This is a genomic window from Pseudonocardia sp. CA-107938, assembly GCF_050936315.1.
Lineage (GTDB): Bacteria > Actinomycetota > Actinomycetes > Mycobacteriales > Pseudonocardiaceae > Pseudonocardia.
Genome location: NZ_JBNJNA010000001.1, coordinates 565,560 through 585,510, shown reverse-complemented (window position 1 = coordinate 585,510; position 19,951 = coordinate 565,560). Strand labels below are relative to the sequence as shown.

Annotated in this window: 21 protein-coding genes; 9 read left to right on the top strand and 12 right to left on the bottom strand. The window is 74.4% G+C overall.

Translation table 11 applies throughout. The features are described 5' to 3' along the window. The 3 genes from ACQEVB_RS02920 to ACQEVB_RS02910 are packed head-to-tail and all read right to left on the bottom strand — an operon-like array spanning position 1 to position 2,387. A complete protein-coding gene (locus ACQEVB_RS02920) occupies positions 1-1,395 on the bottom strand; it encodes an amidase (RefSeq protein ID WP_432964534.1) in 1,395 nt (464 codons plus the stop codon). Positions 1,396-1,405: 10 nt separating this feature from the next. Further along, positions 1,406-1,993, bottom strand: coding sequence for a TetR/AcrR family transcriptional regulator (locus ACQEVB_RS02915; protein WP_432964531.1), 588 nt, complete (start codon positions 1,991-1,993; stop codon positions 1,406-1,408). 46 nt (positions 1,994-2,039) lie between these two features. Further along, positions 2,040-2,387: a hypothetical protein gene (locus ACQEVB_RS02910; RefSeq protein WP_432964528.1), complete on the bottom strand. Its 348-nt coding sequence runs from the start codon at positions 2,385-2,387 to the stop codon at positions 2,040-2,042. Between the two features lie 118 nt (positions 2,388-2,505). Here ACQEVB_RS02910 and ACQEVB_RS02905 point away from each other — a divergent pair, with 118 nt between their 5' ends. Next, complete coding sequence (locus ACQEVB_RS02905; protein ID WP_432964525.1) at positions 2,506-3,162, top strand: response regulator transcription factor; 657 nt, start codon at positions 2,506-2,508, stop codon at positions 3,160-3,162. After that, on the top strand, positions 3,159-4,301 hold the full coding sequence (locus ACQEVB_RS02900; RefSeq protein WP_432964522.1) for a sensor histidine kinase: 1,143 nt from the start codon (positions 3,159-3,161) through the stop codon (positions 4,299-4,301). Before ACQEVB_RS02905 ends, ACQEVB_RS02900 begins: the two co-directional genes overlap by 4 nt. Here ACQEVB_RS02900 and ACQEVB_RS02895 read toward each other — a convergent pair. Beyond that, positions 4,259-4,711 carry a flavodoxin family protein gene (locus ACQEVB_RS02895; protein WP_432964519.1) on the bottom strand — a complete coding sequence of 151 codons (453 nt, stop codon included), beginning with the start codon at positions 4,709-4,711 and terminating at the stop codon, positions 4,259-4,261. The genes ACQEVB_RS02900 and ACQEVB_RS02895 overlap by 43 nt on opposite strands. On the opposite strand from ACQEVB_RS02895, the gene ACQEVB_RS02890 reads away from it, so the two are divergent. Further along, positions 4,688-5,488, top strand: coding sequence for a GDSL-type esterase/lipase family protein (locus ACQEVB_RS02890; protein ID WP_432964516.1), 801 nt, complete (start codon positions 4,688-4,690; stop codon positions 5,486-5,488). The genes ACQEVB_RS02895 and ACQEVB_RS02890 overlap by 24 nt on opposite strands. Here ACQEVB_RS02890 and ACQEVB_RS02885 read toward each other — a convergent pair. Continuing rightward, positions 5,485-5,934, bottom strand: a complete 450-nt coding sequence (locus ACQEVB_RS02885) for a MarR family winged helix-turn-helix transcriptional regulator (protein ID WP_432964513.1) — start codon at positions 5,932-5,934, stop codon at positions 5,485-5,487. The genes ACQEVB_RS02890 and ACQEVB_RS02885 overlap by 4 nt on opposite strands. 45 nt (positions 5,935-5,979) lie before the next feature. On the opposite strand from ACQEVB_RS02885, the gene ACQEVB_RS02880 reads away from it, so the two are divergent. Further along, complete coding sequence (locus ACQEVB_RS02880; RefSeq protein ID WP_432964510.1) at positions 5,980-6,876, top strand: alpha/beta hydrolase; 897 nt, start codon at positions 5,980-5,982, stop codon at positions 6,874-6,876. Between the two features lie 5 nt (positions 6,877-6,881). Here ACQEVB_RS02880 and ACQEVB_RS02875 read toward each other — a convergent pair whose 3' ends face one another. Further along, entirely contained in the window at positions 6,882-7,472 is a 591-nt protein-coding gene (locus tag ACQEVB_RS02875; protein WP_432964507.1) for a TetR/AcrR family transcriptional regulator, read from the bottom strand. Between the two features lie 61 nt (positions 7,473-7,533). Between ACQEVB_RS02875 and ACQEVB_RS02870 the strand changes: the two genes are divergently transcribed. Continuing rightward, a complete protein-coding gene (locus ACQEVB_RS02870; RefSeq protein ID WP_432964504.1) occupies positions 7,534-8,334 on the top strand; it encodes an alpha/beta fold hydrolase in 801 nt (266 codons plus the stop codon). A gap of 4 nt (positions 8,335-8,338) precedes the next feature. On the opposite strand, the gene ACQEVB_RS02865 is transcribed toward ACQEVB_RS02870, so the two are convergent. From ACQEVB_RS02865 to ACQEVB_RS02855, 3 genes are read right to left on the bottom strand one after another with little or no spacing between them, the layout of a single operon-like run. Continuing rightward, positions 8,339-9,943 (bottom strand): phospho-sugar mutase, encoded by a 1,605-nt coding sequence (locus ACQEVB_RS02865; protein ID WP_432964501.1) that lies wholly within the window; start codon positions 9,941-9,943, stop codon positions 8,339-8,341. After that, the gene (locus ACQEVB_RS02860; RefSeq protein WP_432964498.1) at positions 9,940-10,740 is read right to left on the bottom strand and encodes a purine-nucleoside phosphorylase; all 801 of its coding nucleotides are present in this window, start codon (positions 10,738-10,740) and stop codon (positions 9,940-9,942) included. Before ACQEVB_RS02860 ends, ACQEVB_RS02865 begins: the two co-directional genes overlap by 4 nt. A gap of 39 nt (positions 10,741-10,779) precedes the next feature. After that, a complete protein-coding gene (locus ACQEVB_RS02855) occupies positions 10,780-12,441 on the bottom strand; it encodes a serine/threonine-protein kinase (protein WP_432964495.1) in 1,662 nt (553 codons plus the stop codon). A 328-nt stretch (positions 12,442-12,769) separates the two neighbouring features. On the opposite strand from ACQEVB_RS02855, the gene ACQEVB_RS02850 reads away from it, so the two are divergent. Both ACQEVB_RS02850 and ACQEVB_RS02845 read left to right on the top strand, forming a co-directional pair. Continuing rightward, positions 12,770-13,951, top strand: coding sequence for a M20 family metallopeptidase (locus ACQEVB_RS02850; protein WP_432980088.1), 1,182 nt, complete (start codon positions 12,770-12,772; stop codon positions 13,949-13,951). A gap of 713 nt (positions 13,952-14,664) precedes the next feature. Beyond that, positions 14,665-15,234: an endonuclease domain-containing protein gene (locus ACQEVB_RS02845; RefSeq protein WP_432964492.1), complete on the top strand. Its 570-nt coding sequence runs from the start codon at positions 14,665-14,667 to the stop codon at positions 15,232-15,234. Positions 15,235-15,390: 156 nt separating this feature from the next. Here ACQEVB_RS02845 and ACQEVB_RS02840 read toward each other — a convergent pair whose 3' ends face one another. Further along, positions 15,391-15,831, bottom strand: a complete 441-nt coding sequence (locus tag ACQEVB_RS02840; protein WP_432964489.1) for a gamma-glutamylcyclotransferase — start codon at positions 15,829-15,831, stop codon at positions 15,391-15,393. A 41-nt stretch (positions 15,832-15,872) separates the two neighbouring features. Here ACQEVB_RS02840 and ACQEVB_RS02835 point away from each other — a divergent pair, with 41 nt between their 5' ends. Further along, a complete protein-coding gene (locus tag ACQEVB_RS02835; protein WP_432964486.1) occupies positions 15,873-17,276 on the top strand; it encodes an NAD(P)H-quinone dehydrogenase in 1,404 nt (467 codons plus the stop codon). 8 nt (positions 17,277-17,284) lie between these two features. Here the strand turns inward: ACQEVB_RS02835 and ACQEVB_RS02830 are convergent, their stop codons facing one another. After that, positions 17,285-18,724, bottom strand: a complete 1,440-nt coding sequence (locus ACQEVB_RS02830) for a VWA domain-containing protein (protein ID WP_432964483.1) — start codon at positions 18,722-18,724, stop codon at positions 17,285-17,287. Between the two features lie 5 nt (positions 18,725-18,729). Further along, on the bottom strand, positions 18,730-19,482 hold the full coding sequence (locus ACQEVB_RS02825; RefSeq protein ID WP_432964480.1) for an AraC family transcriptional regulator: 753 nt from the start codon (positions 19,480-19,482) through the stop codon (positions 18,730-18,732). 63 nt (positions 19,483-19,545) lie between these two features. On the opposite strand from ACQEVB_RS02825, the gene ACQEVB_RS02820 reads away from it, so the two are divergent. Then, on the top strand, positions 19,546-19,926 hold the full coding sequence (locus ACQEVB_RS02820; RefSeq protein ID WP_432964477.1) for a VOC family protein: 381 nt from the start codon (positions 19,546-19,548) through the stop codon (positions 19,924-19,926). Positions 19,927-19,951 lie beyond the last annotated feature (25 nt).

Below are 19,951 nucleotides of genomic sequence, written 5' to 3'. Positions count from 1 at the left end.
TCAGTCCTGGATCCGCCGCCACGGCCGCTCGGCCTCCAGCGCGTAGGCCAGCTCCAGCAGCGTCCGCTCGTCGCCGTGCGCGACGGACAGGTGCACGCCGATGGGCAGCCCACCCGTCGACGTCCCGACGGGCAGCGACATCGCGGGTGCCCCGGCCACGTTGTTGAGCGGGGTGAACGCGACGTAGTCGGTGAGGCGGCGGAGCAGCTGGTCGAACGGCACGGTCGGGCTGAGCCAGCCCAGCTCCGGGGTGACGTGCGCGAGCACCGGCGAGAGCAGCACGTCGTGGCGGGTGAACAGGGCGGCGTAGTCGTACCGGACCCTGGCCAGCCGGCGCAGGAACGCCGGCGTGCGCGGCGCCACCCGCTTGTAGCGGGCGATCAGCCCCCGCGTGAACGGGTCGAGCCCGGCGACCTGGAAGGTGGTGCCGAAGGCGAACCGGCCGCCGAGGGCGATGGTGGCCGCCAGCATGCTCCAGTAGTCGACGAAGTCGGTGACGAACCGGCGGTCGATGGCGATCGTGGTCGGTTCGACCTCGTGGCCGAGCTTCTCCAGTGCCCGCGCCGTGTCCTCGACGGTGGCGCGCGTGTCGGCGTCCACGGTGGCGCCGGTCGGCGAGTCGAGCACGATGCCGATGCGCAGCCGGCGCGCGGCCGGGCCCTCGACGAGCCCGAGCGGCGGGTGCCCGGGATCGCGGCGGTGCCGGTCGGCTGCCGCGAGGAACACCGCGGTGTCGCGCACCGAGCGGCTCACCACGCCGTCGGTGACGAGGTTGATCGGCATCCGCGCGCCGTTGGCGTTGGGGGCCATCCGGCCGCGCCCCGGCTTGAGCCCGACGAGCCCGCAGGCCGCAGCAGGGATGCGGATCGAGCCGCCCCCGTCGTTGGCGTGCGCGATCGGCACCACCCCGGCCGCGACGAGCGCGGCGGCGCCACCGGACGAGGCGCCGCAGGAGTACCGCGGATCCCACGGGTTGACGGTCGGCTCCGCGCCCGTGAACTCGGTGCTCGCGTTGAGCCCGAACTCCGGCATGCGCGACTTGCCGAGCGCGTCCAGGCCGGTGGCCAGGATCTGCCTCGTCACAGGGGCGTGCGCGGGCGCCGGCCGCGGGACGTAGGCGGCCGAGCCGTTGCCGGTCGGCCAGCCCTGGACGTCTGTGTTGTCCTTGACGAACGTCGGCACCCCGGCGAGCGGGCCGTCCGCGGCGCCGGTGACGGGGTCGGCGAGGCGGTCCACCTGGATGCCGCGCAGCGTCGGCTCCACGGCGGCCGCGCGGGCCGCCACGGCGGCACGCACCTCGGCGACCGACACGGCGCCGCGGCGCAGCTCACCGGCGAGCCCGACGGCGTCGTGGTCGCCCAGCGCATCGTCGGTGAATGCGTGCACCCGGGTCATGGGGTCCTCCTCATCGCGCCCGCCATCCCTCCAGCACCGCCCGCAGCGCGGACTCCAACCGCCCGTCCGCGCCCGGCGGAAGATAACCGCGCAGCTGCAGCGCCGCCCAGCCGTGCACCGTGGTCCACAGCGTGAGCGACGCCGTCGCGGGATCGGTGTCGGCGCGGAGCAGCCGCTCGTCGACGGCCCGTTGCACCGCCATCCGCAACGGGCCCAGGGCGGTGCCCGTCGCGGTGCGCGCGGCCGCCGCGACCGGCAGCCCGGGGCGGCTGCCGAACATCAGCGCGAACAGGTGCGGCTCGGTGAGCGCGCTGGCCCGGTAGGCGAGCCCGACCCGCACCAGGTCCTCCAGCGCGTCCACGCCGCGCGGCACCGCGTCGAGGTGTCGCGCCAGCCGGGCGAACGCCTCGTCGAACAGCGCCGTCACCAGGCCGTCCTTCCCGCCGAACAGCGCGTAGACGGCGGTGGTGGACGTCTCGCAGGCGCGGGCGAGCGTGCGCAGCGAGAGCGCCTCGATGCCGCTGGCCGACACCACCTCGCCGGCGCGGCGCAGGAGGCGGTCCCGAAGTGCACCGTCGTGGACCTTGGGCCGGGCCATCACCGCACCCTACGGGTTGGGTCCGGGCTCCTCCCGAGTGCGGGGATCAGCCGGGCAACGCCGGTGCCGCGGGTGCGGCCGGGGTGGCGAGCGTCGGGACGGTCGGCGCCGCGATGGACGGCGGCCGGGGCAGCGTCGTGCCGGCCGGCAACCGGTCCGCGCACGCGGCGACGGCATCGCGGTAGGTGGCCGAGATCGGGTCGATCCGGCCACCCGACTTCAGCTGCAGCGCCCCGTCCGAGGTGACGGTCACGCCCGGGAACTCGGGGACGCCGTGCGTGCGCACGCAGGCGGTGAAGTCCTCGGCGGGGGTGTCGGCCGCGGCGACGGTCGGCGAGGCCAGCGCCAGTCCGGCGAGCAGGGTCATGCCGACGGCCGTGGTGATCAGTCGCATCGTGGTCCTCCTGTGGTGTCGTGGGTCGGTACGCCGACGAGTGCACCGGAGGAGTGGTTGCAGCAGCGGAACGATCGCTGTTACCTCGCCGCAACCCGGTGCCTGTGAAGCTGGGCGGATGCGGGTGCTGATCGTCGAGGACCATCGCGAGCTCGCCGAGACCCTCGCGGTCGGTCTGCGCCGCGAGACCATGGCCGTCGACGTCGTCGGCGACGGCGCGTCCGCGGTCGAACGGATCACCGTGAACCACTACGACGTCGTGGTGCTCGACCGCGACCTGCCCGGCCTGCACGGCGACGACGTGTGCCGCGCGGTCGTCGCGTCCGGCGTCGGGTCCCGGGTGCTGATGCTGACCGCCGCCGCGACGATCGAGGACCGCGTCGACGGGTTGACCTCCGGTGCCGACGACTACCTGCCGAAGCCGTTCGCGTTCGCCGAGCTCGTCGCGCGGATCAGGGCGCTGGCCCGCCGTGCCCAACCCGCGGTCCCGCCGGTGCTGGTGCGCGGCGACCTGCGCCTGGACGTCGGACAACGGGTCGCCAGCCGGGCGGGCCGGCGGCTCGACCTCAGCCCGAAGGAGTTCGCGGTGCTGGAGCTGTTGCTCGGCGCGGATGGTCGCGTGGTGTCGGCGGAGGAGCTGCTCGAACGGGCGTGGGACGAGGCGGCGGACCCGTTCACCGCCGCGGTGAAGGTGACCGTCAGCAGGTTGCGGCGCAAGCTCGGCGACCCGCCCACGGTCGAGACCGTGCCGCAGGCCGGGTACCGGATCCCGTGAGCGTCGCGCGCTGGAGCTTCCGAGCGCGGCTGACGGCCGGGTTCGGCGTGCTGTTCCTGGTCGCCGGTGCGGCGCTGCTGCTCGTCACGTACGTGCTGGTCGCGCACGCGCTGCCCGGACTCGGGATCGAGCCGCCCGCGCGACCGCCCGTCCCGGCGCTGCCGGGCATGGACCTGCCGGACGTGCCGGACATCGAGGTGCAGGTCAGGGCGGACGACCTGTGGCTGCTGCGGGTGGCGTCGGTGATCGGGCTGCTGCTGATGGCCGTCGTCTCGGCCGGGCTGGCCTGGCTGATCGCAGGACGGGTGCTGCGCCCGCTGCGGACGATGACGTCCGCGGTCACGGCGATCACGTCGGGGAACCTCCACGCGCGGCTGGCGATGGCCGGCCCGCGGGACGAGATCGCGGATCTCGCCGACACGTTCGACGGGCTCCTCGGCCGGTTGGAGGCCGCGTTCGAGGCGCAGCGGCGCTTCGTCGCCAACGCGTCCCACGAGCTGCGCAGCCCGTTGACGTTCGAGCGCAGCCTGCTGGAGGTGACTCTCGCCGACCCCGATCCCGCTGCCGCGCGGGCAGCGTGCGTCCGGCTGCTGGAGAACAACCACCACCAGGAGACGATCATCGAGGCGCTGCTCACGCTGGCCCGCAGCCAGCGCGGTCTCCAGCGACGCGAACCCGTCGACCTGACCGCGTTGACCGCACGGCTGATCGACGAAGCGGAACCGGCGGACGTGCGGGTGCGGGCCGAGCTCCGACCCGCCGTCGTCGCCGGGGATGCTGCGCTGCTCGAGCGCCTGGTCAGGAACCTGCTCGACAACGCGGTCCGGCACAACGACCCCGGCGGGCAGGTGCAGGTCCAGGTCGACGGGTCCGGTCTCCGTGTCCGCAACACGGGTCCGGTCGTGCCGCCCGGCCAGGTCGAGTACCTCGTCCAGCCCTTCCGCAGGCTCGACGACGCGCGGATGCAGGGAAGGGCCGGCGTCGGCCTCGGCCTGTCGATCGTCGCCGCGGTCGCCGACGCCCACGACGCCGCGCTGACCGTGACCGCCAACCCCGGCGGCGGGTTGACCGTCGCGGTGCGCTTCCCCGCCTGCGATCAGCCGGCCACCGTCGCCGCGACGGTGGCGCCGAGCTCATAGCAGCGCTCGCGCGCCTCCCGGTCGGGCTCCCCGACGACCTCGACGGTCGCGGCCACCTGGTTCCAGCCCAGCGCGGCGGTGATCGTGCCGACCGAGTCGACGGCTCCGCGGACGTCGAGGTTGCCGTGCACCCACAGGCCGAACGGCAGCCCGCGCGTGTCGTCGGCGACCACGTAGAAGACGGTGTCGAACCAGTGCTTCAACGCCCCCGACATGTAGCCGATGTTCGCCGGGGTGCCCAACACCACGCCGTCCGCGGCCAGCAGATCGGCGGCGGTGGAAACGAGAGCCGCTCGGCGGACGATCTCAACAGCGGGGATGTCGGGGTCGCTCGCTCCGCGCACCACGGCGTCGAGCAGGTCGGCCGTCGCGGGGGAGGGCGTGTGGTGCACGATCAGGAGGCGGGCCACGCCGCTGAGCATGCCAGGCGGCCCCGGCTGCGCTGGGCCGTGCGCGCGCTCGTCTGGACGGCGTGCGCCGGCGTTCTGATGGCCGGCTGGATGGCGGACGAACCGATGCGGCCGGCGCCGGTGCCGCTGGCTGCGCAGGCCGGGATGCCGGGCGGGCCCCCGTTGAAGATCATGCCGCTGGGCGCGTCCAGCACCGTCGGCGCGCGCAGCCCGGAGACCGGCGGCTACCGCGGCTACCTCGAGAACCTGCTCAACGACGACGGCGTCCCGTTCGACTTCGTGGGCTCCCAGCAGCAGGGCCCGGCGTGGATGCCGGACCGCGACCACGAAGGTCACGGCGGCACGATCATCCCGGAGATCCTCCCGTCGACCCCGGGCTGGATCGCCGCCACCCACCCGGACGTCGTGCTCCTCCACGTGGGCACGAACGACCTGATCCGCGGCGCGAGCGGGGCCGAGGTCGCGGCGCGGCTGCAGAAGCTCCTCACGGCGATCTGGAACGCCGAGGACGGGCGGCCCGACCCGTACGTCGTCGTCGCGGGCGTGTGGGCCCCCATGGCCACCAAGCAGGCGGCGAAGGCCGATTTCACAATGCGCGCGGCCGCGCTGGTGAGTGCGTTGCGCGCGCAGGGCCGCCCGGTCACGTTCGTCGACACGTCGAGCCTGCTGGCCACGGACGACGTCGCCGACGGGCTGCACCCCAACTCCGCGGGGTACGAGCTGGTCGCGCGCATGTTCGACCGGGAGATCGGCCGGTACCTGGCGGCGCGCCACTAGCCCGTGGGCAGGCCCAGGCGGCGTCGTTCGAGGTCGGCGCGCAGGCTGTGGAGAGCCAGAGCTAGCGCCTGCAACTGGCCAGGGGTGACGGACCCGACGAGGAGCTCCTGGATCGCCGCCTGCCAGACGGGCTCGGCCCGGGACACGACCGCTTCGCCCGCGGACGTCAGCGCGAGCAGGGACGAGCGGCGGTTCGCCGGGTTCGGCCGGCGCTGCACCCAGCCCTCCTTCTCCTGCCGGTCGACGATCTTGCTCGTCGCCCCGACGCCGACGGCGAACGCGGCGGCCAGGTCGGCGACCCGAGCGTCCGGGTGGTCGCGGACGTAGCGCAGCATCTCGAAGTGCCCGGCTCCGATGCCGGTCTCCGCCTTCAGTCGCTCGCCGACCGCGTTGTAGAGCCGCGTCTCGACCCGGACGAGGTCGGTGAAGACCGTGTCGAGAGCCACAGGATCTTCCGCAGCATTACATGCCATGGCATGTACTGTAGCGGCATGTCCAGGATTCAGCGCGACCGCCTCGACACCCAGCTGCGCGGCGCCGCCACCCTCTCCGGATCGTCCGTCGGCGAGACCCGCGCGGACTTCGCGACGATGATGAGCCAGATGCCCGTGCCCGGCGGTGTCCGCGTGGAGGACACCGCGCTGGGCGGACGCCCCGCGCTGCGCGTCAGTCCGGACGCCCCGACCGGCTCCGGAACGCTGCTCTACCTCCACGGCGGGTCGCACGTGTTCGGATCGCCCGGCACGGCGCTCGGCCTCACCGCGGGGCTGGTCGTCCGGACCGGGATCCCCGGCATCTCGCTGGACTACCGGTTGGCACCGGAGCACCCGTTCCCGGCGGACGTGCAGGACGTCGTCGCCGCCTATCGGGAACTCCTCGAACGGGGACACGCACCCGAGTCCGTCGCCTTCGTCGGGGACTCCGCAGGCGGTGGGCTGACGATCGCCGGCGCGCTCGCCGCGCGCGACGCCGGGCTCCCGGTGCCGGCGGCGATCGTCGCGTTCTCGTCGGGCGTGGACGCGACCCGGAGCAGCGAGACCTTGGTGACCAAGGCGGACGCGGACCCGCTGCTCGACCGGGCCGCGCTCGACCACTGGAGCGCCCTCTACGTCGGCGACCACGACCGGCGCGACCCCCTGCTCAGCCCCGCCGTCACCGCCGACCTGACCGGCCTGCCGCTCGTCCTCGTGCAGGTCGGCACCAACGAGATCCTCCTCGACGACGCCCGCCGCTTCGCCCTCCGCGCCTCCGACGCGGAGGTCGACGTCGTCCTCGACGTCACCGCGAACGTGCCGCACGTGTTCCAGTCGTTCTCCCACGTGCTGGACGAGGCCGGCGAGGCGCTCGACCGGGCGGCGCTCTTCCTCCGTCAGCGCGTCCGCGGCTGACGCGGTCAGCGCGCTCCTGGGTCGTCGTGCGGGGCGAACCGGAGTGCCGCCAGCGCGCGGACGGCGACGTCGGCGAAGGGCTCGTCGCCGCGCTGGTCGAGCCAGTGGACCAGCGCGGCCCTGGCTGCCCCGACCGCCGCGGCGGCCACGGCGGCAGCCGCGAGCCCATGGTCCTCCGCGGTGCCGAGCCGCTCGGAGACGGCGGCGGCGAGCGGCCCTTCGATCGTGCCGAGCGCCTTCAGGAACTCACCGCGGAGCATCGGGTCCCCGCTGATGAGCCGGTACGCGACGCGGTCCGGCTCCGGGCCGAGGAACTCGGCCGCGAGCGCCTGCGTGAGCGCGTCGTGCAGCCCTTCGTCGGCAGGACGGGCGCGCAGTGCGGCCGCGATCCGGTCGGCCCGGTCGGCGTGCAGCGCGCAGATCGCCTCCTCCCTGCTGCTGAAGTAGCCGTTGTAGGTGCGGGGAGCGACGCCGGCGCGATCGGCGATGTCGCCGACGCGGACGTTCGCCGGCCCGACCTCCAGTGCCAGTGACCTCGCGGCGCGCGCGAGCGCGTCCCTCGTCTCGCGCCGCTTCCGCGCTCGCAGTCCGGACATGACGCGATTCTAGCGTGCCACGCATACTTGCGCGGCACGCAGTTTTCGCTAGCGTGGCTGCATGGATCACACAGTCGTCGTGCCCGGCGCCCGCCTCCGCGTCCGCACGAGCGGTTCCGGTCCCGTGCTCCTCCTGCTCGGCGGGGCGGCGGACGGCGGCGGGCTCGGGGAGCTCCGCACGCTGCTCGAGGACTCGTTCACCGTGGTGACCTACGACCGGCGCGGTCTCGGAGGCAGCCCGGCCGACGACCCGGAGGCGGCCGTCGAGGTCGGGACGGACGCCGACGACGCCGCAGCCGTCCTCGCCGCCGTGGCCGCCGGCCCCGCGCTGGTCGCGGGAACGAGCAACGGCGCCGTCCAGGGACTGGAGCTGGCGATCCGCCACCCGCAGCGGGTGCGGCTGCTGGTGGCCCACGAGCCGCCGCTGCCGGCGCTCCTCCCAGCAGCGGTCGGCGATGCCGTCGCCGCGGCCCAGCGCGGCATCGACGACCGCATCCGCGCGGGGCGCATCACCGAGGCCGTCGACCTCCTCGGCGACCTGACCGGCACCGGCGACCCCGCGCGGCGCCGGCCACCACCTGCGGGACTCGACGCGGCACGTGCGGCGTTCCTCGCCCGGGTGGCCCTGCCGTTGCACCGCTACCGGCCCGATCGCGCCGCGCTCGCGGCCTGCCCCGTCGGGATCGTGCCGGCCGCCGGTGAGGTCGGCGCGGAACTCGTCGGACCCCGCAGCGCGGCCGAGCTCGCCCGGATCCGCGGTACGTCGGTCGTAACGTTCCCCGGCGGGCACGCGGGGTTCGTCGAGCATCCGAGCGCCTTCGCCGCACGGCTGCGCGACGTCCTCGTCCAGGCAGTCGCGTGAAGGATCAGCCCTGCAGCAACCGCTCCACCTCGGCGCGGAGGGCGGCCAGGCGCTCGGTCGCCGTCGCGCGTGCGGCCGCCAGCCCCGCCGCGTCCGGCACCGGCTCGACGACCTGCAGGTACGCCTTCAGCTTCGGCTCGGTCCCGGACGGGCGGATCACCAGCCGCTCCCCGGGACGGCGCAGCCGCAGCACGTCCGGTGCCGGGCGCTCGACCGTCCATCCCTCCGGCGGCGCCGACTGCAGCCGAGCGACTGCCGCATCGCGGGCAGCGGGTTCCATCCGCAGCGACACCCCGGCGGTGAGGTGCACGCCGTGGGCCGTGGCGAGCTCGTCGAGGCGGTCCTGCAGGCCGCGGCCCGCCGCCTTCAGCCCGGCGGCCAGGTCGCACGCGACGACGGCGGCGGCCATCCCGTCCTTGTCCCGGACGGTGTCGGGGTCGACGCAGTAGCCCAGCGCCTCCTCGTACCCGTACACCAGCCCCGGTCCGCCGCGCACGATCCACTTGAAGCCGGTGAGCGTCTCGGCGTAGCGGGCACCGTGGCTCGCCGCGATCGGCTGCAGCATCGACGAGGAGACCACCGTCGTCGCGACCAGCGGATCGGTGTACGTGCCGGTGCGCAGGAGGTGGTCGCCGAGCAGCGCGCCGGTCTCGTCGCCGGAGAGCATCCGCCAGCCCTCGGGTGTCGGCACGCCCAGCGCGCACCGATCCGCGTCCGGGTCGAGCGCGACGGCCAGGTCGGCGTCGACGCGCGCGGCGAGCGCCAGCAGCTCGTCGGTGGCGCCCGGCTCCTCCGGGTTCGGGAACGCGACCGTGGGGAAGTCCGGGTCGGGCGCGGCCTGGCTCGCCACGACGTGCACGTCGGTGAACCCGGCACGGGCGAGCGCGAGCACGGCGGTCTCCCCGCCCACCCCGTGCATGGGGGTGAGCGCGACCCGGAGCGTGCGCGCGGTGCCGCGCGGGAGCCGGGCCACCCGGTCCAAGTAGGCCTCGGTGACGTCGACGGGCGTCGCGCCGGCGGCGACCGGCACCGACACCGCGGCCGGGGCGGCGGCGATGGCCGCCTCGATCTCGGCGTCGGACGGCGGCGCCAGCTGAGCGCCGTCGGACAGGTAGACCTTGTAGCCGTTGTCGGCGGGCGGGTTGTGCGATGCCGTCACCTGCACGCCCGCCACCGCACGCAGCTCCTGCACCGCGAACGCCAGCAGGGGAGTGGGCAGCGGACCGGGCAGCACCCGCACCGTGAACCCGGCTGCGGTCAGCACCCCGGCCGCGGCCTCGGCGAACGCCGCCGAGCCGTGCCGGGCATCGCGCCCGACGACGACCGTACCGCGCTCGCCACCGCGGGCCAGCCATGCGGCCAGCCCGGCCGTCGCCCGGCGCACGACGGCGACGTTCATGCCGGCCGGACCGGCGCGCACCACACCGCGCAGCCCCGCCGTGCCGAACCGCAGCTGGCCGGCCATCCGCTCGGCCAGCTCCTCCTCGGCGCCCGGGGTGCGGCCCATCGCGGCCGCCAGCACCTGCATCAGCTCGTCGCGGGTGGCCGGATCGGGATCGTCGGCGATCCAGCGCATCGCGGCGTCGCGCAGCGCGGGGGCGAGCGTCATGACCGGGCGACCAGCTCGCGCAGCAGCTCGCCCATCCGACCGGCCGCTGCGGCACCCGCCTCCAGCACCTCCTGGTGGTTCAGCGGCTCCCCCGTCATGCCGGCCGCAAGGTTCGTGACCAGCGACAACCCCAGCACCTCCACGCCCTCGGCGCGCGCCGCGATCGCCTCCAGCACGGTCGACATGCCCACCAGGTCGGCGCCCATCGTGCGCAGCATGCGGATCTCCGCCGGCGTCTCGAAGTGCGGGCCGGGCAGCCCCGCGTAGACGCCCTCGGCGAGCGACGGGTCGATCTCCTGCGCCGTCTTCCGCAGCGCGGGCGAGTACAGGTCGGTCAGGTCGGTGAACCGCGGCCCCACCAGCGGCGACGACGCCGTCAGGTTCAGGTGGTCGGAGATCAGCACCGGGTCGCCGACGGCCATGCCCTCGCGCAGCCCGCCCGCCGCGTTCGTCAGGACGATGGTGCCGCAACCGGCCGCGGCCGCCGTGCGCACGCCGTGCACCACCGCGTCGATCCCGCGGCCCTCGTAGAGGTGCGTGCGGCCGAGCAGGATCAGCACCGCACGGTCCCCGACCAGCACCGACCGGATCGTGCCGCCGTGGCCGGCGACGATCGGCGGGAGGAAACCGGGCAGGTCGGCCATCGCGAGCTCGTGCTCGGCGGTGCCGATCATGTCGGCCGCCGGCCGCCAGCCGGAACCCAGCACGACGGCCACGTCGTGACGGTCGCGTCCGGTGGCCTCGGCGATGGCGGCCGCGGCCGCCCGGGCGTCCGCAGCGGGGTCGGGAGCGTTCATGCGGCGCAGCCTATGTGGTGCGGGCCGGCCGCCCCTGCGTCACGGCTGCCGCGGAGGCACGAACCCGTCGGCGAGCCGGTCGAACAGGTCGCGCGACGCCGGTCCGGCGGCGGCCTTGGGCACGGTCAGGGTGATCGTCCAGAACGCGCGCGGGGCCTGGCCGGGGCCGGCCGGCACGACGCGCCGCCACGACGTGCGCGCGTCCGCTGTCCAGGTGAGCTCCGACGCTCCTCCGTCGACCGGGGTGACCTGCGCGTTCTCCGCGCCCGGCGCGGCGACCGCCGTGCTCGTGTCGGGGGCCGGCTTGATGCTGAGCGCCTCGGTGCCGTCCGGTGAGACGAACGTGATCGTGGGCGGGAGATCCGCCGGTTCGTCCCGGTACTGCGTCCACCCGGTGGGCACGCGGATGGCGAACCCGTACTGGTCGCGGTGCTCGATCGTCGGCGCCGAGACGTGGGTGACGTTCAGCGTGGTGAGCGGCGACTGGCCGCCCGCCGCCCGCACGGCCGTCCAGCCGCCGGCGATCCCCACCAGCACGACCAGCGCCCCGACCAGCACCAGCCCGATCGTCCGGCCGGCCGACGACTCCGGCTCCGGGCTCGCCGCCGTGAGCAGCTTGCGCGGGGTGCCGCCGGTGCCGAACCCGCCGGGCAGCGGGCCCGGATCGGGCGACAGCGACCCCGAGAGCGCCGCCGGCAGCGGGCCGGGCGCGGCCGACAGCGGCGCCGAGGACGCGGCCGCCAGCGGGGCAGCCTGCGAGGCCGTCACCGCGCGCGGTGCCGGGCGGCCGGCCTGCGCCGGCAGCGTGATCGCCGACGCGATCGTCGGCGCGTCCGCGGAGGCGGGGTAGGACGGGTCGTCCGGGTCGTCCAGCAGCGGTCGCAGCCGCAGCCGCACCTGCTCCAGCGGCATGCGGGCGTCCGGGTCCTTCACCATCAGCGCCGCGATGACGTCCTGGAGCGGACCGGAGCCGTGCGGGCGCGGCACCTCTCCGTCGACCACCTCGGTGATCGTGGACACCGGGTCGCCGTGCACGTCGTAGGGCGGGCGGCCCTCCACGGCGGCGAACAGCGTTGCGCCCAGCCCCCACAGGTCGGCGGCCGGTGTGACCGCCTGCCCGGCCGCCACCTCCGGGGCGATGTACGCGGGGGAGCCGAGCACCAGTCCCGCGCTGGTCATGGGGGCGTCGGCGACGTTGCGGGCGATGCCGAAGTCGGTGAGCTTGATGCGGCCGTCGTCGCCGATCAGGACGTTGCCGGGCTTCACGTCGCGGTGGGTGATGCCGGCCCGGTGCGCAGCGCGCAGCCCGCCCGCCGTCGCGAACCCCACGACCGCAGCCTGCTGCACGTCCAACGCGCCGGTCTGGCCGATGAGCTCGGCCAGGTTCCGCGACGGCACCAGCTCCATCACCACGAGCGGCTCGCCGTCGACGTCGACGACGTCGAACACGGTGATGACGTTCGGGTGCGACAGCCCGCCCAGCGCCCGCGCCTCGCGCATGATGCGCTCGCGCATGTCGAGCGCCTCCTGCGTGGGCACGCCCGGGGGCACCTTCAGCTCCTTGACCGCGACCCGGCGCTGCAGGACCTCGTCGTAGCCCGCCCAGACCGTGCCCATGGCGCCGCTGCCGAGCTGAGCGGACAGGCGGTAGCGACCACCGATCCGCCGCTGCGGCTCGTCATGGGCTCCGGCCTTGGACACGCCACCCATTCTGACCAGCCACCGATCACCCAACGCTCTTGACCCCCCGGTTGCCCGCTCGTGCGCGACGAACGGTCGGTGACGCCGAACGTGTGACGCCGCTCCACCGCTCGTCGCGGCGGGTGGGCCCGCCCGCAGCAGATCAGCCACCCCTTGGCGCCAAGACCCCCGAGAGAGCCTCTTTCCGGTTGGTACACCGCCGTCCGGGTGAGCACCATTGGGAGATGCACGACAGCACAGCAGTGCCCGCCGCGGGGGGTAGGAAGCGGTGACCTTGCTAGAAGCGCACACCGATCTCGTCGCGTCCGGTGCCGCGACGGTCGTCGACATGGGCGCAGGCAGCGGTCCCGCCTGGCTCGACTCGTGGCTGTCCGCGCACCGCAGCGACGTCGTCGCCTGGCGGCGGACCCTGCACGCGCACCCCGAGCTCGGCCGCGCCGAGCACCGCACCACGGCGCTCGTCGCCCGCGAGCTCATGGCCGTCGGGCTCGAGCCGCGCACCCTGCCCGGCGGCACCGGCCTCGTCTGCGACGTCGGCTACGGCGACCGCTGCGTCGCCCTGCGCGCCGACCTCGACGCGTTGCCGCTGCAGGAGGACACCAACCTGCCGTACGCGTCCACCGTGCCCGACGTCATGCACGCCTGCGGCCACGACGCGCACACCGCCATGCTGCTCGGCGCCGGCCTCGCGCTCGCGTCGGCGCCCGCGCTGCCCGGCCGCGTCCGGCTGATCTTCCAGCCGGCGGAGGAGGTGCAGCCCGGCGGCGCCATCGACATGGTCGCCGACGGCGCGCTCGAAGGCGTCCAGCGCATCTTCGCGCTGCACTGCGACCCGCGGCTGGAGGTCGGCAAGCTCGGCACCCGCGTCGGGCCCATCACCTCGGCGTGCGACATCGTCGAGGTCAAGCTCACCTCGCCCGGCGGCCACACGGCCCGCCCGCACCTCACCGCCGACCTCGTCGAGGCCATCGGGGTGCTGATCAGCCAGCTACCGCTGCTGCTCACCCGCCAGGTCGACCCGCGCTCGGGCACCGTGCTGGTGTGGGGCGCCGTGCAGGCCGGCGAGGCCGCCAACGCCATCCCGCAGCACGGCGTCCTGCGCGGCACCCTGCGCACCGCCGACCGGCACACCTGGGGCGAGCTCGAAGAGCGCGTCAAGGCGATCGTCGAGTCCGTCCTCGCCCCGTTCGGCGTCGGGTACGAGCTGATCTACACGCGCGGCGTCCCGCCCGTCGTCAACGACGAGACGAGCTCGCGCATGCTCGCCGACTCCGCCGCGTCCATCCTCGGCCCCGACGCCAGCGCCGGCACCGAGCAGTCCAGCGGCGGCGAGGACTTCGCCTGGTACCTGGAGCAGGTCCCGGGTGCCATGGCCCGCCTCGGCGTGTGGGCAGGCGAGGGCGCCCCGATGAAGGACATCCACCAGCCCACGTTCGACTTGGACGAGCGCGCCCTCCCCTTCGGCGTCCGCATCCTGACGAACGCGGCCCTGACGGCCCTGACCGACTAGCGACTCCCTCCGCGAGTCGCGCGTTCCGCGGGGCGAGTCTTGCGTTCCGCGGGGCGAGTCTTGCGTTCCGCGGGGCGAGTCTTGCGTTCCGCGGGGCGAGTCGCGCGTTCCGCGGGGCGAGTCGCGCGTTCCGCGGGGCGAGTCTTGCGTTCCGCGGGGCGAGTCTTGCGTTCCGCGGCGCGAGTCGCGCGTTTCGCGGCGCGAGTCGCGCGCTTCGCGGGGCGAGCCCTGCGGTCGGCCGCGCATCGTACCGACCGGACCGACCGGAACTCGTGTGCTGCGGGGAGTTGTCCACATTTCCCGCCGCTATCCACATGTTGATCTCCGCGGCCCCATGACGTGCTGATCTGCGGGACAGTTCCGGCATGGGTGAGAGTCCGGCTGACCAGCATGGTGCGTACCTCAGGTCCGATCTCGTGGCCGCTCGCGGCCGGGCATGGCTCGACAACGGCCTCGCCACCGGGTCCTTGCGACCGCTGTGGCGAGGTGTCGTCGTCGAGTCCGCCCGATTCACCGACATCTGGACGAGAGCCGCGGCCGCACTGCTGACCACCGACCCGCGAGCCGTCGTCACACTCGAGACGGCTGCCGTCCTGCACGGGTGCAGGTCGGTCCGCTCCTCTCGGACGCACATCCTGCTGCCGTACGGGTGCGGGACGCGCAGCCGGAACGGTCTGGTCGTCCACCACGGTGGGTTCCTGCGCGGCGACGTCGTGGAGCTCCGCGGACTGCGGGTCGTCAATGTGGAGCGAGCCACGGCCGACCTGCTCTGCTCGTCCAGACCGCAGGACGGGATCGCCGTCGCGGACGAAGTGCTGCGGATGGCTGGCAAACACCATGAACGGGCCAGGCGCGCGATCGCACGGCGGATCGCAGCGCGAGCCGATCCCCGTGGAACGGTTCGGGCGATGCGGTTGCTCGTCCTGGCGTCACCCCGCGCCGAGTCTCCGCCTGAGAGCCGGCTCCGCCTCGTGCTGGTCGAAGAGGGATTCCCGGTTCCGGAGGTCAACCACTGGGTGCACGATCTCGACGGCCGGCGACTCTGGCGGGTGGACCTGGCATGGCCGGACCTGCGGATCGCGATCGAGTACGACGGCTACGAGGCACACGTGGGCCGCGCGGAGGAGGACGAGGCGCGCGCTGCGGACCTACGGCAGCGAGGATGGATCGTCATCCGAGTGGACAAGCACGACATTCGCGCCCTCTACCGCGTCCTGCGCGAACTCGAGGCCGCCTTCGCCCTCCGCGGCTACCCGTCGATCCGCCGCCCGATCGCCGGCTGATCGCAGACCACCGGCATCCGGCGGAACGCGGGACTCGCCCGGCGGAACGCGGGACTCGCCCGGTGGAACGCAAGACTCGCCCGGTGGAACGCAAGACTCGCCCGGCGGAACGCGGGACTCGCCCGGCGGAACGCGGGACTCGCGGGGCGGGGTGGGTCAGCCGCTCGGGCGGTTGCGCAGTGCCTGGACGTAGTCGTCTGGGGCGCCGGCCTGTTCTGCTGCGTCCGCCAGTACGCCCAGGTAGCGGGGGCTCGGGAGGCCGCCTTCGTAGTCGTCCAGGACGTAGATCCAGGCCAGGACGTCGCCTTCGAGGGTGTGCACGCGCAGGCGGAGCTTCTTGTGCAGGCCGAGCTCGCCGCCTTCCCAGCGGTCGAGCTGGGCGGCGTCGGCGTCGGTGACGTCGTAGAGGACGACGAAGACCTGCGAGTCCGGGTCCTCGACGACGGTGGAGAGGGCGCCTTCCCAGGCGAAGTCGGCGCCCCCGAAGGTCAGCCGCCAGCCGACGAGCCAGCCCGTACCCGCCATCGGCGAGTGCGGGGCTCGTTCCTTCATCTGCGCCGGGTCCATGTTCGACCCGTAGGCGGCGTAGAGCGGCACCGGGACAGGGTACGGCGCTGCCTGATGCGTACGGTATGTGGGTGACCCGCATCGTGATCATGGGCGGCGGCCCGGCCGGCTACGAGGCGGCGCTGGTGGCCGCGCAGCACGGCAGTGACGTCACCGTCGTCGAACGCGACGGCATGGGCGGCGCGTGCGTGCTGGACGACTGCGTGCCGTCGAAGACGTTGATCTCCTCCGCCGGGGTGCGCGTGGACCTGCACCGCGCCCCGGATCTGGGACTCACCGCCGACCGGCAGGCGATCGCCGTTGATCTCCCGGTCGTCAACGAGCGCGTGAAGGGGCTGGCCCGGGCGCAGTCGGCGGACGTGCGGACGCGCGTCGAGCGGGAGGGCGTGCGCATCCTGCGCGGCACGGCGGCGTTCAGCGACGAGACGTCGAGCCGGGCACCGCACACGGTCGTGGCGCAGCTGACCGACGGCGCCCGCGAGGAGCTGCCTGCCGACGTCGTGCTGATCGCGACGGGCGCCACGCCGCGGATCCTCGACGACGCGAAGCCGGACGGCGAGCGCATCCTCACCTGGCGCCAGCTCTACGACCTGCAGGAGCTGCCCGAGCACCTCGTCGTGGTGGGTTCCGGGGTGACCGGCGCGGAGTTCGTGTCCGCCTACGTGGAGATGGGCTCCCGGGTCACGCTGGTGTCCAGCCGTGACCGGGTCCTGCCCGGCGAGGACGCCGACGCGGCCGCAGTGCTGGAGGACGTGTTCGCCTCGCGCGGTGTGGAGATCCTGGCGCAGGCGCGCGCGGAGTCGGTGCGCCGCGAGGGCGACGGCGTGGTCGTGACGCTGGCCGACGGCCGGCAGGTGAGCGGTTCGCACGCGCTGATGACGGTCGGGTCGGTGCCGAACACGTCCGATCTCGGGCTGGAGTCGGTGGGCATCGAGACGGGCCGTGGCGGGTTCATCCCGGTCGACCGGGTCTCCCGCACGAGCGTGCCCGGCATCTACGCCGCCGGCGACTGCACCGGCGTGCTCATGCTCGCCTCGGTCGCGGCCATGCAGGGCCGGATCGCGATGTGGCACGCGCTCGGCGAGGGCGTGGCGCCGATCAAGCTGAAGACCGTGGCCGCGGCGGTGTTCACCCGCCCGGAGATCGCGACGGTGGGCATCAGCCAGCGCGCGATCGACGCGGGCGAGGTGCCGGCACGCACGATCATGATGCCGCTCTCGACAAACCCGCGCGCCAAGATGCAGGGCCTGCGCCGCGGGTTCGTGAAGCTGTTCTGCCGCCCGGCCACGGGTGTGGTGATCGGCGGCGTGGTGGTGGCGCCGGTGGCGAGCGAGCTGATCCTGCCGATCGCGCTCGCCGTGCAGAACGGGCTGACCGTCGACGACCTCGCCTACACGTTCTCCGTTTACCCGTCGCTCTCCGGTTCGATCACCGAGGCCGGGCGCCAGCTCATGCGCCACGGCGACCTGGACTAGGACCTGGACTAACGGGTCAGGATCCCCTTCGCCCGCGCGGCGGCGAGCCAGCGCGGGAACTCGGCCAGCAGGAGGTCGTAGAAGCGGCCGTCGGGGATCCGGTCGGGTTCGCGGACGGCGGCGAACCCGCAGTTGTCGACCTTGCGCAGCCACATCCGGTCGAGCTTCTCGAACCGCGTGAAGTCGGCCGGGCCGAGCCCGACGAACTGCCAGAACACCGGTTTCGCTGCGGCCGCGCGCAGCAGCGCGCTGGTCCGGGTGCTGCGCCGCACGTCACCGTCGGCGAAGAAGAGCACGAGCGTCGGGTCGGTCTGCGCGCCGACGTGCTCCAGCACGGCCTCGATGGCTGCCGGCTCGTCGTTCTGCAGCCCGACGCCGTGGTAGTCCAGCCCGCCGAGCCAGTTGGCGAGCTGGTCGACGTGCAGGTCGGGCAGGCGCGCGGCCGTGTCGGCGAACTTCCACACGGACAGCACACCGATGTCCAGCTGCGCCGCGATCGGCGCGACCCGCTCCACGATCCTGGCCACCACCCCGTCGAGGTAGGCGACGGACATCGACCCCGACGCGTCGAGCACGAGCACGACCCGCGCCCGCGCGTCCGGGGCACCGTTGCGCGCCAGCGTGGCCGCGACCAGCGCCTTCCGTCCCTCCAGCCGTGGGTCGACCGGCGCCTCCTGCTGGGCGAACGGGAGCGGCGCGAGGTGGGCGGGCCACTCCGAGAAGTCCGGAGCGGTGGGCGGCGGCGGTCCGGCAGGTGAGGGTGGCGCGGCAGGTTCCGGAGGCGCCGCAGGTGGAGGCGGCGCGGCGGGTGGAGGCGGCGCGGCAGGTGGGGGTGGAGCGGCAGGCGGAGGAGCGGCAGGTGGGGGTGATGCGGCAGGTGGGGGTGGCGCGGCAGGTTCCGATGGCGCGGCCGGTGAGGGCGGTGTGGCGGGTGCCGGTGGTGCGGCGGGTGGTGGTGCGGGCTCCTCGTCGACCGCGATGCCGAAGTCAGTGGCGAGCCCGGCGAGCCCGGAGTCGTAGCCCTGCCCGACCGCGCGGAACTTCCAGCCGTCGCCCCGCCGGTACAGCTCCCCGGCGATGAGCGCGGTCTCGGTGGTCGCGCTCATCCCGAACTCGGCGAGGGGGGCGCCGTCAAGGCCGGTGAGCTGCAGGACGAGCCCCTCGACCTGCCCGAACGTGCCCTCGTCCGCGGAGGCGGCCAGCACGATCCGCTCGATCTCCGGCTCGACGCCGGCCAGGTCGACCTCGATCTCCCCGCCGTCGAGCCGGACGGCCCCGGACAGGTGCCGGGGCTGGTTGTAGAACACGAGGTCGGCGTCGTCGCGAACAGTCCCGGACGCGCCGAGCAGCAGCGCCGACACGTCGATGTCGGGCCCTGCCCCACGGCTCAGCACGGCGCGCACCGGGACCGTCGGGACGGGCAGGTTGGCGCCGGGCGTCAGCCGCATGCGGGTCAGTCTCGCAGCCGCAGGTACCGGGTGGGCGGCGCGCCCAGCTGCGCCCGGAACATGGCGGTGAACGCGCTGGGCGTGGCGTAGCCGACCGCCGCGGCGACCTCGGTGACGGGCACGCCGGCGCCGAGCATCTCCAGCGCGTGGACCAGTCGGAGCCGTTGCCGCCACTGCGCGATGCCGACGCCGGTCTCGGCGGCGAAGATCCGCTCCATCGTGCGCAGGCTCGCCCCGGCCGCCTCGGCGAGCCGGTCGAGCGAGCGGTCCGCACCGGGGTCGGCGGCGAGCGCGTCGGCGAGCCGCGCGGCGCGCGGGTCACGCGGTCGCGGGAGCCCGACGGGGGCCTCCGGCGCGACGGCGAGCAGGTCGCCGATCATGTCGACGATCCGTCGGTGGGCCGGTTCTGCGCTCTCCAACGGGCAGAGCCGTACGGCGTGCAGGATCAGCTCGTGCAGCAGGGGTGAGACCTCCAGCGCGACCGGCCCGGGAGTGAACGCGTCGGTCGCGCGCAGGTACAGCGTGCGGACGGCGACCCGGCCCTGCATGACGATCCGCGGCCGCGCGCCGTCGTGCAGCCACAACGCGCGGTCGGGCGGCACGACCCACACGTTGCCGCCGTCCTCGACCCGCATCACCCCGCTGGACGCGTGCAGCAGCTGATCCCAGCCCCACGCACCCGGCAGCACCACGGCGCCCGGCGGGTGGGTGACGGCGTAGCTGCGGGCCACGAGGTCGTCGTCCGTCAGCTGTCGCATCTGCGACAGTCTGCGCCGGACCAGCGACAGCGCGCCAGTGCCAGACCGGCCATCCTGAGCACCATGCCCGCCGAGCTGCGCCACTTCGCGATCAACGCCACCGACCTCGACGCCGCCCGCCGCTTCTACGGCGCCGTGTTCGACCTGCACTGCACGCCGTGGGGGCCGCCGGGGTTCTTCCACCTCGACTCCGGCCCCGACGGCGTGCAGGGTGCGCTGCAGCAGGGGCGCGACCTCGGCGACGGACCGTCCCGCGGGTTCGAGTGCACGTTCGCCGTCGACGACGTGCGCGCGGCGATGCGGTCGGCCGTCGTCGCCGGTGGTCGCGTGCTGATGCAGCCGACGGCGATCGAGGGCGTCGGCACGCTGGTGTGGCTCGCCGACCCCGACGGCAACGCCGTCGGCGCGATGCAGTACCAGGGGTCCGGTCCGGGGCAACCCTGAGGTCGCGGTGCCTGCGGCGGCGCAT